The sequence below is a fragment of the Microbacterium sp. YJN-G genome (assembly GCF_015040615.1).
Classification (GTDB): Bacteria; Actinomycetota; Actinomycetes; order Actinomycetales; family Microbacteriaceae; genus Microbacterium.
Window position 1 is genome coordinate 2,541,435 of record NZ_CP060402.1, and the last position, 12,385, is coordinate 2,553,819.

Sequence of the window (12,385 nt, forward strand, 5' to 3'; positions counted from 1 at the left end):
GGCCAACCGTTGCGCAGACGTGATCCGGGCTGTGAGAGCGCTCCCAAAGATCGCGACATGGAACCGGTTCCCTTCGTGGATGGATGCCGGTACCCTGAGCGGAGCCGACCCACCCGAAACGGAAGACCGGATGACCACCATCGCCGATGTCGCCGCCCGTGCCGGCGTCTCCAAGGCGACGGCGAGCCGCGCCCTGAGCGGCGGCGGTTACGTGTCCGCCGTCACGCGCGAGCGGGTGCGCACCGCCGCACGCGAGCTGGCGTACGTCGCGCACTCCTCGGCGACCAGCCTCGCCACGGGCAGGAGCTTCTCGGTCGGCGTCATCATGCCCGAACCGGACCGGTGGTTCTTCGCCCAGCTGCTCAGCGGCATCCAGGACGAGCTGTTCAGCTCAGGCTACGACCTCGTGCTCTACGGCATCCAGGAAGGGTCCTCCGAACGACGCAGGCTGTTCGAACAGGTCCTCCCCCGACGTCGGCTCGACGGCATCCTCGCAGTCGGGATCCAGCCCAGCGCGCACGAGCTGCGGCGGCTCGTGCAGGTCGGCTCACCGCTGGTGACGATCGGGGCCTACAGCGAGGATGCCAGCGCGGTGTCGATCGACGACGTCGCGGCCGCGCGCATCGCGACCGAGCACCTCATCGATCTCGGTCACCGAGACATCGTCTTCCTCGGTGCCAGGTCGGATGCCGCCACGCACGCGTACGGCGATCAGCGACGCCTCGAGGGATACATGGCGGCGATGGTCGACGCCGGCCTGGAGGCGAGCATCCGGCACGCACCCGGCGGGTCGACGATGCCCGGCGGCTACGAGGCGGCGGTGCGGACGCTGGGAGACCGGCAGAACCGGCCGACCGCGTTCGTCGCGGTGTGCGACGAGGTCGCGATCGGCGGCATCATCGCCACGAGGAGACTCGGACTTTCCGTGCCCACCGAGATCAGCATCGTCGGCATCGACGACCACGTGCACGCCGAGATGTTCTCGCTGACCACCGTGCGACAGCATCCGCGCGCCCAGGGGGTCGCCGCCGTCGGACTGCTGCACCGCCGGATGGCGGATCCCGAGGCGGAGCCCGAGCGCATCGTCATGGCGTCGGAGCTGGTGGCGCGCTCGTCCACCGCCGCACCGCGCTGACGACGCAGGAAGGCCCCGGGGCGAACCCCGGGGCCTTCGCGATGAAGCGTGATTACTTCAGGTTGACCGTAGCGCCGGCCTCTTCCAGAGCGGCCTTCGCCTTCTCGGCGGTCTCCTTGTTGACGCCCTCGAGGACGGCCTTCGGAGCACCGTCGACGACGGCCTTGGCCTCGCCGAGGCCCAGCGAGGTGAGCTCGCGGACGGTCTTGATGACCTGGATCTTCTTGTCGCCGGCGGCCTCGAGGACGACGTCGAACGAGTCCTTCTCCTCCTCGGCCTCGGCCGCACCTGCGCCACCAGCAGCGCCGGCGACGGCGACGGGGGCGGCAGCGGTGACGTCGAACTTCTCCTCGAACGCCTTCACGAACTCGCTGAGCTCGACAAGGGTCAGACCGGCAAACTGCTCCAGCAGCTCCTCAGTGGTGAGCTTCGCCATGATTTATCTCCTAATAGATGGGGTTTGTGTGAAGAAGACGCTGGTCGCTCACGCGGCCTCGGCGGTCTCCAGCTTTTCGCGAAGCGCGTCGATGGTGGCGGCAGCCTTGCCCATCGTCGCCTTCATCATGCCCGCTGCCTTCGCCAGCAGAACCTCACGGCTCTCGAGCGAGGCGTACTTGTTGACCTCGTCGGCGTCGAGGGTCTTGCCCTCGAAGACGCCGCCCTTGATCACGAGAAGCGGGTTGGCCTTGGCGAAGTCACGCAGAGCCTTGGCGGTGGCGACGAAGTCACCGTGCACGAACGCGACAGCCGACGGACCCTTGAGCTCGTCGTCCAGCGTCGTGATCCCCGCGTTGTTCGCGGCGATCTTGGTCAGCGTGTTCTTCACCACGGCGTATTCCGCGTCCTGACGGATGCTCGTGCGCAGCTGCTTGAGCTGGGCAACCGTCAGACCGCGGTACTCGGTCAGCAGGACGGCGTTCGAGTTCTCGAAAGACTTCGTGAGCTCGGCAACCGTTGCATCCTTCTGCGCCATGGTCACTCCTTACGTGTACGGACGCCACGCGGATGCGGGACGTCGACCTCGACCACCCGCAGCTCAAGCAAAAACGCTCCGGCGCAAGCGCACGGAGCGTGGATCTCGAGGAGAAACTCTCTATGACACCTGCGCGGGCCCCTGCTCAGCAGTGCTTCGATCGACCTGCGCTCACGCGCACGACGATGACCGGCGGTCTTCGGTTGGGATCAACTCTACGGCATCCGCCCGCACCGCCCAAATCCGCTCCGCACCGCCGCGCCCCATGGGTAGTTCTGCCCGTCGCGACGCGCGTGCGGGTTCGCTACCGTGAGCATCCTGAGGGCAGTCGAGGGGGAACGAGGAAGCATCGTGGCAGACGTCAGCCTGGATTACGGCGCCATGGAGGCGAGCATCCGCGCCTACAAGAGCATGCGGTCGATGCTGGACGGGGCGACCAGCGCACTCGGGTCGGCATCCGATGCCGCGGTGCCGCAGCGCGAGCTGCGCGATCGTCTGCACGAGCTGCACGACGCCTGGGGCGGCGGCATCGACAAGCTGGCACGCTTCTCGGAGGACGCGCACGGCGGCCTGACCACCGTGCTGGATGCCTTCCGCAGCTTCGACGAGGATGTCGCGGCGAGCATGGAAGAGGGGCAGCAGGCATGAGCGGCTTCCCCGCGCTCGGCTTCGATCCGGCACCCGGCGACCTCGCACTGCTCGAGGGCTTCGTCGACAATCTCCGCGCCGGCGCCGACGGCGTCGACGATGCGCTGGCCGTGCTCGACGGCAGCGACGAGACCACCTGGACGGGGCTGGCCGCCGACGCGTTCCGGGCCAACCAGTCCGAGGAGTTCCGCCCCCGTCTGGTCGACTCGGGCCGGGCGCTGCGCTCGTCGTACGGCACGCTGTCGACCTGGGTGGACGAGCTCGCCGAGTTCCAGCGACAGGCGCGCCGCCTGGAGGACGATGCCGCTGCGGCGCGGGCGACGGTGTCCAGCCGCGAGGGGGCACGCGACGATGCGTCCTCAGCCGCCGGCGACGAGGGCGCGGATCCGGATGCCGTCCGCGATGCGACGCGGGCGCTCGCGCTGGCACAGGCCGACCTCACCGCGCTGCTCGAAGAGGCCCGGCGACTCAAGGAGGCGGTGTCTCAGCGTGCGACCGAGATCGCGACTCTCCTGGAGGAGGCGCGCGACGACATCGGGCAGTACGCAGGCAACTGGTTCTCCAATGCGTGGGACGACGCGGTCGACTTCGCCGACAAGTTCATGGAGTACGTCGTCCCGATCCTCGAGGACATCCTCCGTGCGGCTCTGCCGATCATCAGCCTGCTGTCGTTCGTGTTCCCCGCGCTCGCCCCGATCGCGCTGGGCATCTCGATCGCCCTGGTCGTCATCGACGGACTGCAGGCGCTGACCGGGCGCGGCTCGTGGGGCGACTTCGCGATCGGCGTGGCCGGCCTGGCACTCGGCTTCGCCGTCTCGGGCATGACCGGCGTGCTCGGCCAGGGAACGAGCATGCTGCGGATCAACATCCCCACCATCGGACCGAACCTGGCGATGGCGGGCGGCGGCGCTGCCGCGGGTGGGATGGTGACCGTCGCCTCGCTGTCGGTCAGCACCTCTGCACTGACCAGCACGACGTTCTGGGCCGCGACGACCGCGAACGACATGTACTCCAACAGCAAGGACTTCGTCGAGAGCTTCGGCGGCCCGTGGTCGAACCTCATCGAGCGCGGGCGGAACCTCGTGGACGGCGAGGGCCCGCGCACGGATGAGGAGCGGGCATGACGACGGGTGCCGACACCGCCGTGAAGGACACCGCCGTGACAGACGTCGTGTGGCAGCGCCTGCCGCAGGGGTGGATCGAGTTCCGCGCGTTCGGAGACGAGACCCCGGCCCAGTGGTGGCAGCGCTATCTGGCCAGTGGTGAGGGCTGGCTGACCGATGAGGCGCGCGACATCCTGACGGCGGGCTTCGAGCGCGGTATCGTACTATTCGCCGATTCGGCGTTCGACTTCGCCGGCATGCACCTCGAGGTCGGTGAGCGGCCGGCGGTCTGGTTCCTGTCCACGCAGGTGGTGCGCGGCACCCCGGATGCTTCGCGCGACGCCGACCGTTCGCTGGCGTATCTCGCGGCCGCCAAGCTGGGCGCCGCCGGATCGAGCACCTCGTTCACCGCATCCGACGGCCGCACCGGGCTGATCGCCTTCGGCCTGATCGGCACGCCGGTGCAGGGGATCATCGCCGTGGGCGAACTCGCGCTGCCCGAGCAGCGGGGTGTCGCTCTTGTCACGGGGATGGCCTCCAACCCCGAGCGCTACCAGGACCTGCTGATCCGGGTCGCCTTCGCGCTCGACACCACGCTGGTGCTCCCAGCGGGCCAGACGCCCCCGGACCTGGAGACGGCAGAATAGCGACATGGCCTTCCGACTGATCCGCGACGACTCCCGGCGCTATCTCGACCCGACGCCCGAGGCGACCGGAGGCAGGGCCGAGGCGCAACGCGCGGTCGAGGTCCTCGGAGCGGATTATCTGCGATGGTCCCGGGTGGGCCTGGGCCTGCTGGGGTTCGTCGGCGCGGTCATCGGCGCCTCAGGATTCGGCCTGATCGCCGACGCGATCGCGGGAGGCCACCCTGCCGTGATCACGGCGTTCGCGGCGACCATGGGCACCGCACTGCTGGCCGTGCTCGCCGCGTCGCTCTGGCTGCTGATCCGCCTCGCGACATCCGGCAGCCGCCTCGTGCGCGCACTGGCCGCGTGGCTCGCCGGCCCCTATCGCTCCGGTCAGCTCGCATCGTCCTGGGCCGGTTGGCTGCACACCCGCCTGCTCCTGTTCCGGCCGGGGGTGTTCGTGCGTATCGCCGCAGCCTCCTGCGCGGCCCTGTTCGGCGCGTACGCGACGTACGCGTTCCTCTCGACGTTCGCCGCGCCGTCCCCGGCGCTTCTCGCTCCGGGGCTCCTCATGTACGGATGCTGGGCCGCGACCGCATTCACCGTTTCGGTCGTGCTGTTCGCCGGCAGCATCCGCCTCGTCAACGGCCGCGCGCAGGCGGACCGCGTCTGGCGGTCGGTGCGCGACGGCGCGATCCGCTGACCGGATACTGTCCGACCGCACTCGTCTCGCACCTCGGCGTGTGGGTCAGCGGCGAGGCCAGGACGCGGGTACCCTCGACAAGGTGACCCCGGAACTCGAAGCACGCATCGTCGCGGATTCCCGTGACCGCGTCGCGTGGCTCCGGGCCCGGGCTCGCGGGATCACCGCCACCGACGTCGCCGGACTCTCCGGAGACGCCTCGATCACCCGGGCGGCCGACGCGAAGCTCGGCGCCGGCCCGCGCTTCGGCGGCAACGCCTACACCGACCACGGCCGGCGGCGCGAGCCGGAGATCGCAGCCTGGGTGGCTGCGACGCACGGCATCCTGCCCTCTTCGGCGCTGTTCCACGCCGAGATCGAGAAGCGGCACCTGGCCACCCCCGACGGCGTCTGCGTCGACGGCGAGGGTCGGGTGCTGCTCGCCGAGATCAAGACGACCAACAAGTCGTGGCGCACGATCCCCCGCACCTACCTGCGGCAGGTCTGGTGGCAGCAGCACGTGCTCGGCGCCGAGCGGACGCTGTTCGTGTGGGAGGAGCACGACGACTTCAACCCCGTGCACGACGAGCCCCGCAGCGTGTGGATCGACCGCGACGAGAAGGAGATCGGCCGCCTGGTCGTCCTCGCCACCCGGCTGATCGACGAGCTCTATCACCGCACGACAGGCCAGGCTCCGCCGTCGCACGCCGCGGCGGCCTCCAGCCGCCGCTCCTCGCTGCGCGAGCGCGACATGTTCCGCGCCCTCGCCCTCTCGGACTGACCCGAACCGCCGGCACCCTGAATGCTGCCCCGTCGGCACGCCACTTCGGCGCGCCCGGCCGATCTCCGGCGACCCTGCGGACCTGCCGGCCTGCGGGCCTGCGGACCTCCCCCGGCGCCCGCCCTGATTAGTTGATGAAAATCAACCATCGACTTATAGTTGACGATTGTCAATCAATACAGGAGTCAGATGAGTTCGCCCTCAACCCCCGCCATGTCCCATCGCCAGGTGCTCGAAGCGCTCTCGGGCCTGCTGCTCGGCATGTTCGTGTCGATGCTGTCCGGAACCGTCGTCTCGACCTCGCTGCCCGTCATCGTCAGCGAACTTCAGGGCGACCAGAACGCGTTCACCTGGGTGGTCACCTCCACTCTGCTGACGACCGCGATCGCCACGCCGATCTGGGGCAAGCTCTCCGACCTGTTCAACCGCAAGATCCTCATCCAGCTCGCGCTGGTGATCTTCGTGGCGGCGACGGCGGCGGCCGGGTTCTCGCAGGATGCCGGGACGCTGATCGCGTTCCGCGCCGTGCAGGGCGTCGGGGCCGGTGGCCTGGCGGCGCTCAGCCAGGTGATCATGGCCGACATCATCAGCCCGCGTGAGCGCGGCCGCTATATGGGCCTGTTCGGCGCGGTGATGGCGCTGGCCACCGTCGGCGGCCCGCTGCTGGGCGGGTTCCTCACCGACGCCGCCGACTGGCGCTGGAACTTCTACGTCGCCATCCCGTTCGCGATCGCCGCGCTGATCATCCTGCAGCTCACCCTCAAGCCGGTTCCGCCCACGCGCGACCGCGTCCGCATCGACTACCTCGGCATCGTGCTGCTGTCGATCTCGGTCTCGCTGCTGCTGGTCTGGGTGACCAGCGCAGGCACCTCGTTCGACTGGTGGAGCCTGCCGACCATCCTCATGGTGGGCGGCGCGCTGGTCACTGGCATCCTGTTCGTCGTCGTCGAACTGCGCTCGCGCGAGCCGCTCATCCCGCTGCGGATGTTCCGCGACCGCACGTTCACCCTCTCGGTGCTCGCGTCGATCGCCATCGGCATCGCGATGTTCGGCACCTCGGTGTTCCTGAGCCAGTACATGCAGATGGCCCGCGGCGCGACGCCGACCCAGGCCGGACTGATGACACTGCCGATGATCGGCGGCCTGCTGGTCGCGTCGATCGTGGTCGGCGGCCTGATCACCCGGCACGGCAAGTGGAAGGCGTTCGTGGTCACCGGCACCGTGCTGACGATCGCCGGATCGCTGCTGCTGTCGACTCTGCAGTACGACACGAACTTCGTGCTCGTGTCGGTCTACATGCTGCTGCTGGGCGCCGGAGTCGGCATGACCATGCAGAATCTCGTGCTGATCGTGCAGAACACGTCCCGCCCCGAGGATCTGGGCGCCGCCAGCGCCGGGGTGACCTTCTTCCGCAGCCTCGGCGGCACCGTCGGGGTCTCGATCATGGGCTCGATGCTCGGGGGCACCGTGCTCAGCCTGTTCGATGGCCGCAAGCAGGATGTCGCCGCGGCGATCGCCTCGCTCGGCGAGAAGGGGCAGGCGATCGCCGCCCAGCTGCAATCCGGTGTGCTGCCAGAGGTGAGCAGGCTGCCCGAGGCGATCCGGGTGATCGTCGAGGACATCTACGCGCAGGGCATCGCAGCATCCTTCCTGATCGCCGTGCCGTTCGCGGTGCTCAGCCTGATCGCCGTCGTGTTCCTGCCGAACATCCCGCTCACGCGGATGACCACGCAGGAGCGCCTGCAGGCCTCGGAGACCGACCTCGCCACGATCGCCACCGGCGAGGGCATGGCGGCGGTCGGGCCGACAGGAACGACGCCCGCGCAGGCCGACCCCCGGGAGAACCGCGATGTCTGATCGGGTCGAGGGCGAGGGACGTCGGGTGGATGCCGACCGCGACCAGGCGATGCACGACCTGGAGCACGAATTCGCGGCGCTGTTCGCGCGGGTGCGGCGCATGTACCTGGAGTACGCCGCCCGGCTGGCGCCCGGCCTCTCCCCCGGCGCGTACAAGATGTTCAGCGTGATCACCTCCGCCGAGCGCGTGCGGCCCTCCGAGCTCTCGGAGCGGATGATGGTCGACAAATCGCTCGTCAGCCGGATGCTGCGCGAACTCGAGGCCCACGAGCTGATCGAGCGGATGCCCGACCCCGAGGACCGCCGATCGAGCTTCATCGTGGCCACGGCATCCGGGCAGGAGCGTCTCGCCGCCGTGCGCGCGCAGGATGACCGGCGGCTGCGCCGCAGCCTGGAGGCATGGGACATCGACGACATCCGCAGTCTCACGCACCTGCTGCACGCGCTCAGCGCCGGTGAGGCTCCGGGCTCGGCCGGTTCCTCCTGACCCGATCACCTTCCCGGGCGGCTCAGAGCGGTGAGAGCACCCGCTGCGCCTCGGCGGCGACCTCACCGGCGATGGCATCCAGCAGCGCCGAGCGCAGGTTCCACTGCTGCCAGTACAGCGGCACGCGCGTGGGCGGCCCGCCGAGCTCGACCAGATCGGCGGTCGCCTGGGGGGCCGGGATCAGCCCCCACCCCAGCCCCAGCCGCACCGCCTGGGAGAAGTCGTGGGATGCCGGCACATAGTGCCGGGGCACCGACCAGGGGTCCACTCCCCGCGCCCGCAGCCAGTCGTGCTGCAGCGTGTCACGGCGGTCGAAGTCGACGAACGGCGCGGCGTGCAGGGCGTCGGCGGTGACTCCGCCCGGAAGCCACCGCTCGATGTATTCGGCGGTCGCCATGGGCCGGTACTCGAGCACACCGAGGGGTGTCACCGCACAGCCTCCGACGGGCGCGGATTCGCTGGTGACCGCGGCCATCACCTCGCCCGACTCCAGCAGCCTGGCCGTGTAGTTCTGGTCGTCACGGTGCAGGTCGACGTCGACCGGGTGCGTGCGGGCGATGCGTGCGAGCGGGGCGAGGAACCAGGTGGCCATGGAGTCGGCATTCACGGCGAGAGGCACGCGCAGCCGGGGAGTGCGCTCGTCGGAGTCGCCGAGGCCGAAGGCGGTCATGGCGTCGTGTTCGAGCAGCTCGACCTGCCGTGCCAGCCTCACGAGCGCCTCACCGGCCTCGGTCGCCCGCACCGGCCGGGAGCGCACGACGACGACCCTGCCGAGCTGCTGCTCGACGGTCTTGATGCGCTGGCTGACCGCGGAGGGAGTGATGTGCAGCCGGCGCGCGGCCGCATCGAAGCTGCCCTCGTCGAGGACGGCGGCGACGGTGGCGGCGAGCTGGGCGTCGATCCTCACATAAGAGATGCTAATGCTGCTGCAGTTCTCTTCGCTGGTGTTCATGCGGGGCGCGTTCTAGCGTTGATCCCGTGCTCACCGTCCTCTCCGGCCTCGGCCTCATGTTCTCGCTCATCATCGCCGTCGGCGCTCAGAACGTGTTCGTGCTGCGCCAGGGCCTGCGACGCGAGCACGTGCTGCCGGTGGTGCTGATCTGCGCAGCATCCGACGCCACGCTGGTGCTCGTCGGCACGGCGGGCCTGGGATACCTCGTCGGCGAGCTGCCGTGGCTGATCACCGCCGCGCGCTGGCTGGGCGGCATCTCGCTCGTCGTCTACGGCGCCTTCGCCGCCCGCCGCGCCTGGAAGGCCGGCGGAGAGGCGCTCGTCGCCGAACCGGCCGGCGACGGCGGCCGGGACGATCGGATGCCGGCCTCCGGCGGAACCGTCACGATGACGCGCTCCCGCCTGGCGCCGGTGATCCTTGCGACGCTGGCCTTCACGTGGCTGAACCCGAACGTATACCTCGACACCGTGCTGCTGATCGGCGGGATCGCTGCCACGCACGGCGACGAGCGCTGGCTGTACGCATCCGGGGCGATCATCGCCAGCATCACCTGGTTCTTCGCGCTGGGGTTCGGCGCCCGTCACCTCGGGCGCTGGCTGCGCACACACCGCGCGTGGCGCATCCTCGACACGGCGATCGCCGTGCTGCTGGTGATCATGGGCATCGGGCTCGTGCTGCCCGTGTTCACCGGCTGAGCGCGGGGCCTGTGCCCAGGGGCTCAGTCCCCGTCGAGGGGACGCAGGATCCTCGTGAGGAACCGCTGCGTGCGCTCGTGCCGCGGCGCCGTGAACACCTGGTCCGGCGGGCCCTCTTCGACGACCACGCCGCCGTCCAGGAACAGGACGTGATCGGCGGCCTCGCGGGCGAAGCTCAGCTCGTGGGTGACCACCACCATCGACCACCCCTCGTCGGCGAGTTCCTTGATCACCAGCAGCACCTCGCCGACCAGCTCGGGATCCAGTGCACTGGTGGGTTCGTCGAACAGCAGCAGCTCGGGGCGCAGGGCGAGCGCGCGCACGATGCCGACGCGCTGCTGCTGCCCTCCGGAGAGCTCATGCGGATAGGCGTCCTCGCGGCCGGCCAGGCCGACCCGGGCGAGCAGGTCGCGCGCCTCGGCGATTACCTCGGCCCGCGGCCGACGCTGCACGCGCGACGGCCCCTCGATGACGTTCTGCAGCACGGTGAAGTGCGGGAAGAGGTTGTGATGCTGGAACACCATCGCCGACCGGTCGCGCAACGCGTACCGTTCGCGCGCGTCTATGCCCTTCGCGAAGTCGGCCGGCGGAGCCCCATGGATGGCCAGCGTCCCGACATCCGGGATCTCCAGGCCGTTCAGCGAGCGCAGCACGGTGGTCTTGCCCGAGCCGCTCGGCCCGATGAGCACCACCACCTCGCCGCGATGCAGCGTCAGGTCGATGCCCTTCAGCACCTCGACGCCGCCGAAGCTCTTGCGCAGTCCGCGTGCGCTGAGCAGGGGCTCCTGGCCCGATGACCTAGCGCGCGACATGACGATCCAGCCTCTTCTCCAGCAGATTCTGCAGCCCCGAGAGCACGAGGCAGAACACCCAGTACACCAGGGCCGCGGCGAGGTAGACGGTCATGAACCGCTGGGTCGCCGATGCGATCTGCTCGCCGACCCGGAACAGCTCGGTGACGAGGATGAGGGATGCCAGTGAGGTGTCCTTCACCAGCGAGATGAACGTGTTCGACAGCGGCGGAACCGACACCCGGGCCGCCTGGGGCAGGATGATCCGCCGCAGCGTCCTGGCACGCCCCATTCCGACCGTGTAGGCGGCCTCCCACTGGCCCTTGGGCACCGAGAGGATCGCCGCCCGCACGACCTCGGCCGCATATCCGCCGACGTTCAGCGAGAACGCGATGATCGCGCTGGGCCACGGATCGACGAGCAGGCCGATCGAGGGCAGGCCGTAGAAGATCACGAACAGCTGCACCAGCAGCGGCGTGCCCCGGATCACCGAGATGTACCCGCGGGCGATGCCCGAGAGCACCCGGTGCTCGGAGATGCGCATGAGGGCGACGCCGATCGCGATGAGCAGGCCGAGCGCGAACGAGACGACCGCGAGCGGGATCGTCGCGGTCGCCCCGGCCAGCGCGAGTGGCGCCAGCGAGCTGAGGAAGAGCTCCCAGCCGTCCATCTGCTACTGCGAGACGTCGTCGCCGAAGTACTTCTCGCTGATCTCGGCGAGGGTTCCGTCGGCGCGCAGCTCGTCGAGCGCACCGTCGACCGCGTCGACGAGCGCCTCCTTGTCCTGGGTGAACACGAAGGCCTGCTCACCGGCCTCCTCGGTCTCGGCCGCGATCTTCAGGCCGGTCGGTCCGTCGGTCTTCTCGTAGTCGAGGAAGGTGAGCTTGTCGTTGACGGTGGCGTCGACGCGGCCCTGCTGCAGCAGTGCGACCGCCTGAGCCCAGCCCTCCACCGCCTCGACGTTCGCGCCGGCCTCGGTGGCCAGCTCGTACCAGTTGCTGGTCAGTGACTGCGCGGTGGTCTTGCCCTTGAGGTCGTCGAACGACGAGATGGAGTCGTCGTCCTCGGTGGTGACGATGACGCCGCGCGAGACCGTGTACGGCTGGCTGAACAGGTACGAGGCCTTGCGCTCGTCGTTGATGGTGACCTGGTTCGCGATCACGTCGAAGCGACCGGCATCCAGGCCGGCGAAGATCGCATCCCACTGCGTCTCCTGGAAGACGATCTCGAGGTCGAGCTTCTCGGCGACGGCCTCGATGATCTCGACGTCGTAGCCGGTGAGGTCGCCGGTGCCGCCGTCCGCGTGGAAGCTGAACGGACGGTAGGTGCCCTCGGTGGCCACCGTGAGCGTGCCCTCGGTCACCAGGCCGAGGTCGCCCGATCCGCCGGTCGAGTCCGATCCGCCGGTCGAGTCCGATCCGCCGGCGGGGGCCGAGCCGGACGGCGCGGGAGTGCTGCTGCATCCGGCCAGAGCGGCGGTGGCGAGGGCGAGGGCGGTGACGGCGACGGTGATGCGGCGGACCATGTTCTGATCTCCTGGATGCTCGGGTGGCGGTGCCGGTTGCGGCACTCGCTCAACGCTACGCCGCCTGGGGCGCGGATGGCGCATCCTGTGACGCCCGATGTCACCGCGACGGTGCGGCATCCCCCGCGAA

At 69.6% G+C, this 12,385-nt stretch carries 15 protein-coding genes; 9 read left to right on the forward strand and 6 right to left on the reverse strand.

All coding sequences use genetic code 11. From position 1 onward, the window contains the following. Nucleotides 1-130: 130 nt before the first annotated feature. The gene (locus tag H7694_RS12185) at nt 131-1,135 is read left to right on the forward strand and encodes a LacI family DNA-binding transcriptional regulator (RefSeq protein WP_193596748.1); all 1,005 of its coding nucleotides are present in this window, start codon (nt 131-133) and stop codon (nt 1,133-1,135) included. Nucleotides 1,136-1,187: 52 nt separating this feature from the next. Here the strand turns inward: H7694_RS12185 and rplL are convergent, their stop codons facing one another. Both rplL and rplJ read right to left on the reverse strand, forming a co-directional pair. Then, nucleotides 1,188-1,571 carry a 50S ribosomal protein L7/L12 gene (gene rplL / locus H7694_RS12190; protein WP_193596749.1) on the reverse strand — a complete coding sequence of 128 codons (384 nt, stop codon included), beginning with the start codon at nt 1,569-1,571 and terminating at the stop codon, nt 1,188-1,190. Nucleotides 1,572-1,619: 48 nt separating this feature from the next. After that, a complete protein-coding gene (rplJ, locus tag H7694_RS12195) occupies nt 1,620-2,108 on the reverse strand; it encodes a 50S ribosomal protein L10 (protein ID WP_193596750.1) in 489 nt (162 codons plus the stop codon). Nucleotides 2,109-2,459: 351 nt separating this feature from the next. Between rplJ and H7694_RS12200 the strand changes: the two genes are divergently transcribed. The 7 genes from H7694_RS12200 (at nt 2,460) to H7694_RS12230 (ending at nt 8,292) form a co-directional block, all read left to right on the forward strand. Further along, the gene (locus tag H7694_RS12200; protein ID WP_193596751.1) at nt 2,460-2,756 is read left to right on the forward strand and encodes a hypothetical protein; all 297 of its coding nucleotides are present in this window, start codon (nt 2,460-2,462) and stop codon (nt 2,754-2,756) included. After that, on the forward strand, nt 2,753-3,880 hold the full coding sequence (locus H7694_RS12205; RefSeq protein WP_193596752.1) for a hypothetical protein: 1,128 nt from the start codon (nt 2,753-2,755) through the stop codon (nt 3,878-3,880). The genes H7694_RS12200 and H7694_RS12205 overlap by 4 nt, the downstream gene beginning before the upstream one ends. Beyond that, nucleotides 3,877-4,506 (forward strand): hypothetical protein, encoded by a 630-nt coding sequence (locus H7694_RS12210; RefSeq protein ID WP_193596754.1) that lies wholly within the window; start codon nt 3,877-3,879, stop codon nt 4,504-4,506. The genes H7694_RS12205 and H7694_RS12210 overlap by 4 nt, the downstream gene beginning before the upstream one ends. A 4-nt stretch (nt 4,507-4,510) precedes the next feature. Continuing rightward, complete coding sequence (locus H7694_RS12215) at nt 4,511-5,188, forward strand: hypothetical protein (protein WP_193596755.1); 678 nt, start codon at nt 4,511-4,513, stop codon at nt 5,186-5,188. An 82-nt stretch (nt 5,189-5,270) separates the two neighbouring features. Continuing rightward, on the forward strand, nt 5,271-5,948 hold the full coding sequence (locus H7694_RS12220; protein WP_193596756.1) for a YqaJ viral recombinase family protein: 678 nt from the start codon (nt 5,271-5,273) through the stop codon (nt 5,946-5,948). Between the two features lie 189 nt (nt 5,949-6,137). Beyond that, nucleotides 6,138-7,805, forward strand: a complete 1,668-nt coding sequence (locus H7694_RS12225) for an MDR family MFS transporter (RefSeq protein ID WP_227468101.1) — start codon at nt 6,138-6,140, stop codon at nt 7,803-7,805. Then, on the forward strand, nt 7,798-8,292 hold the full coding sequence (locus H7694_RS12230; protein ID WP_193596757.1) for a MarR family winged helix-turn-helix transcriptional regulator: 495 nt from the start codon (nt 7,798-7,800) through the stop codon (nt 8,290-8,292). Before H7694_RS12225 ends, H7694_RS12230 begins: the two co-directional genes overlap by 8 nt. 22 nt (nt 8,293-8,314) lie before the next feature. Here H7694_RS12230 and H7694_RS12235 read toward each other — a convergent pair whose 3' ends face one another. Beyond that, complete coding sequence (locus H7694_RS12235) at nt 8,315-9,199, reverse strand: LysR family transcriptional regulator ArgP (RefSeq protein WP_227468102.1); 885 nt, start codon at nt 9,197-9,199, stop codon at nt 8,315-8,317. A 71-nt stretch (nt 9,200-9,270) separates the two neighbouring features. On the opposite strand from H7694_RS12235, the gene H7694_RS12240 reads away from it, so the two are divergent. Next, nucleotides 9,271-9,939 (forward strand): LysE/ArgO family amino acid transporter, encoded by a 669-nt coding sequence (locus H7694_RS12240; protein ID WP_193596761.1) that lies wholly within the window; start codon nt 9,271-9,273, stop codon nt 9,937-9,939. A 23-nt stretch (nt 9,940-9,962) separates the two neighbouring features. On the opposite strand, the gene H7694_RS12245 is transcribed toward H7694_RS12240, so the two are convergent. The 3 genes from H7694_RS12245 to H7694_RS12255 are packed head-to-tail and all read right to left on the reverse strand — an operon-like array spanning nt 9,963 to nt 12,255. Beyond that, nucleotides 9,963-10,751 carry an amino acid ABC transporter ATP-binding protein gene (locus H7694_RS12245; RefSeq protein ID WP_193596762.1) on the reverse strand — a complete coding sequence of 263 codons (789 nt, stop codon included), beginning with the start codon at nt 10,749-10,751 and terminating at the stop codon, nt 9,963-9,965. After that, nucleotides 10,738-11,400, reverse strand: a complete 663-nt coding sequence (locus H7694_RS12250) for an amino acid ABC transporter permease (RefSeq protein WP_193596763.1) — start codon at nt 11,398-11,400, stop codon at nt 10,738-10,740. The genes H7694_RS12245 and H7694_RS12250 overlap by 14 nt, the downstream gene beginning before the upstream one ends. A 3-nt stretch (nt 11,401-11,403) precedes the next feature. Further along, nucleotides 11,404-12,255 carry an amino acid ABC transporter substrate-binding protein gene (locus tag H7694_RS12255; protein WP_193596764.1) on the reverse strand — a complete coding sequence of 284 codons (852 nt, stop codon included), beginning with the start codon at nt 12,253-12,255 and terminating at the stop codon, nt 11,404-11,406. Nucleotides 12,256-12,385: the final 130 nt, after the last annotated feature.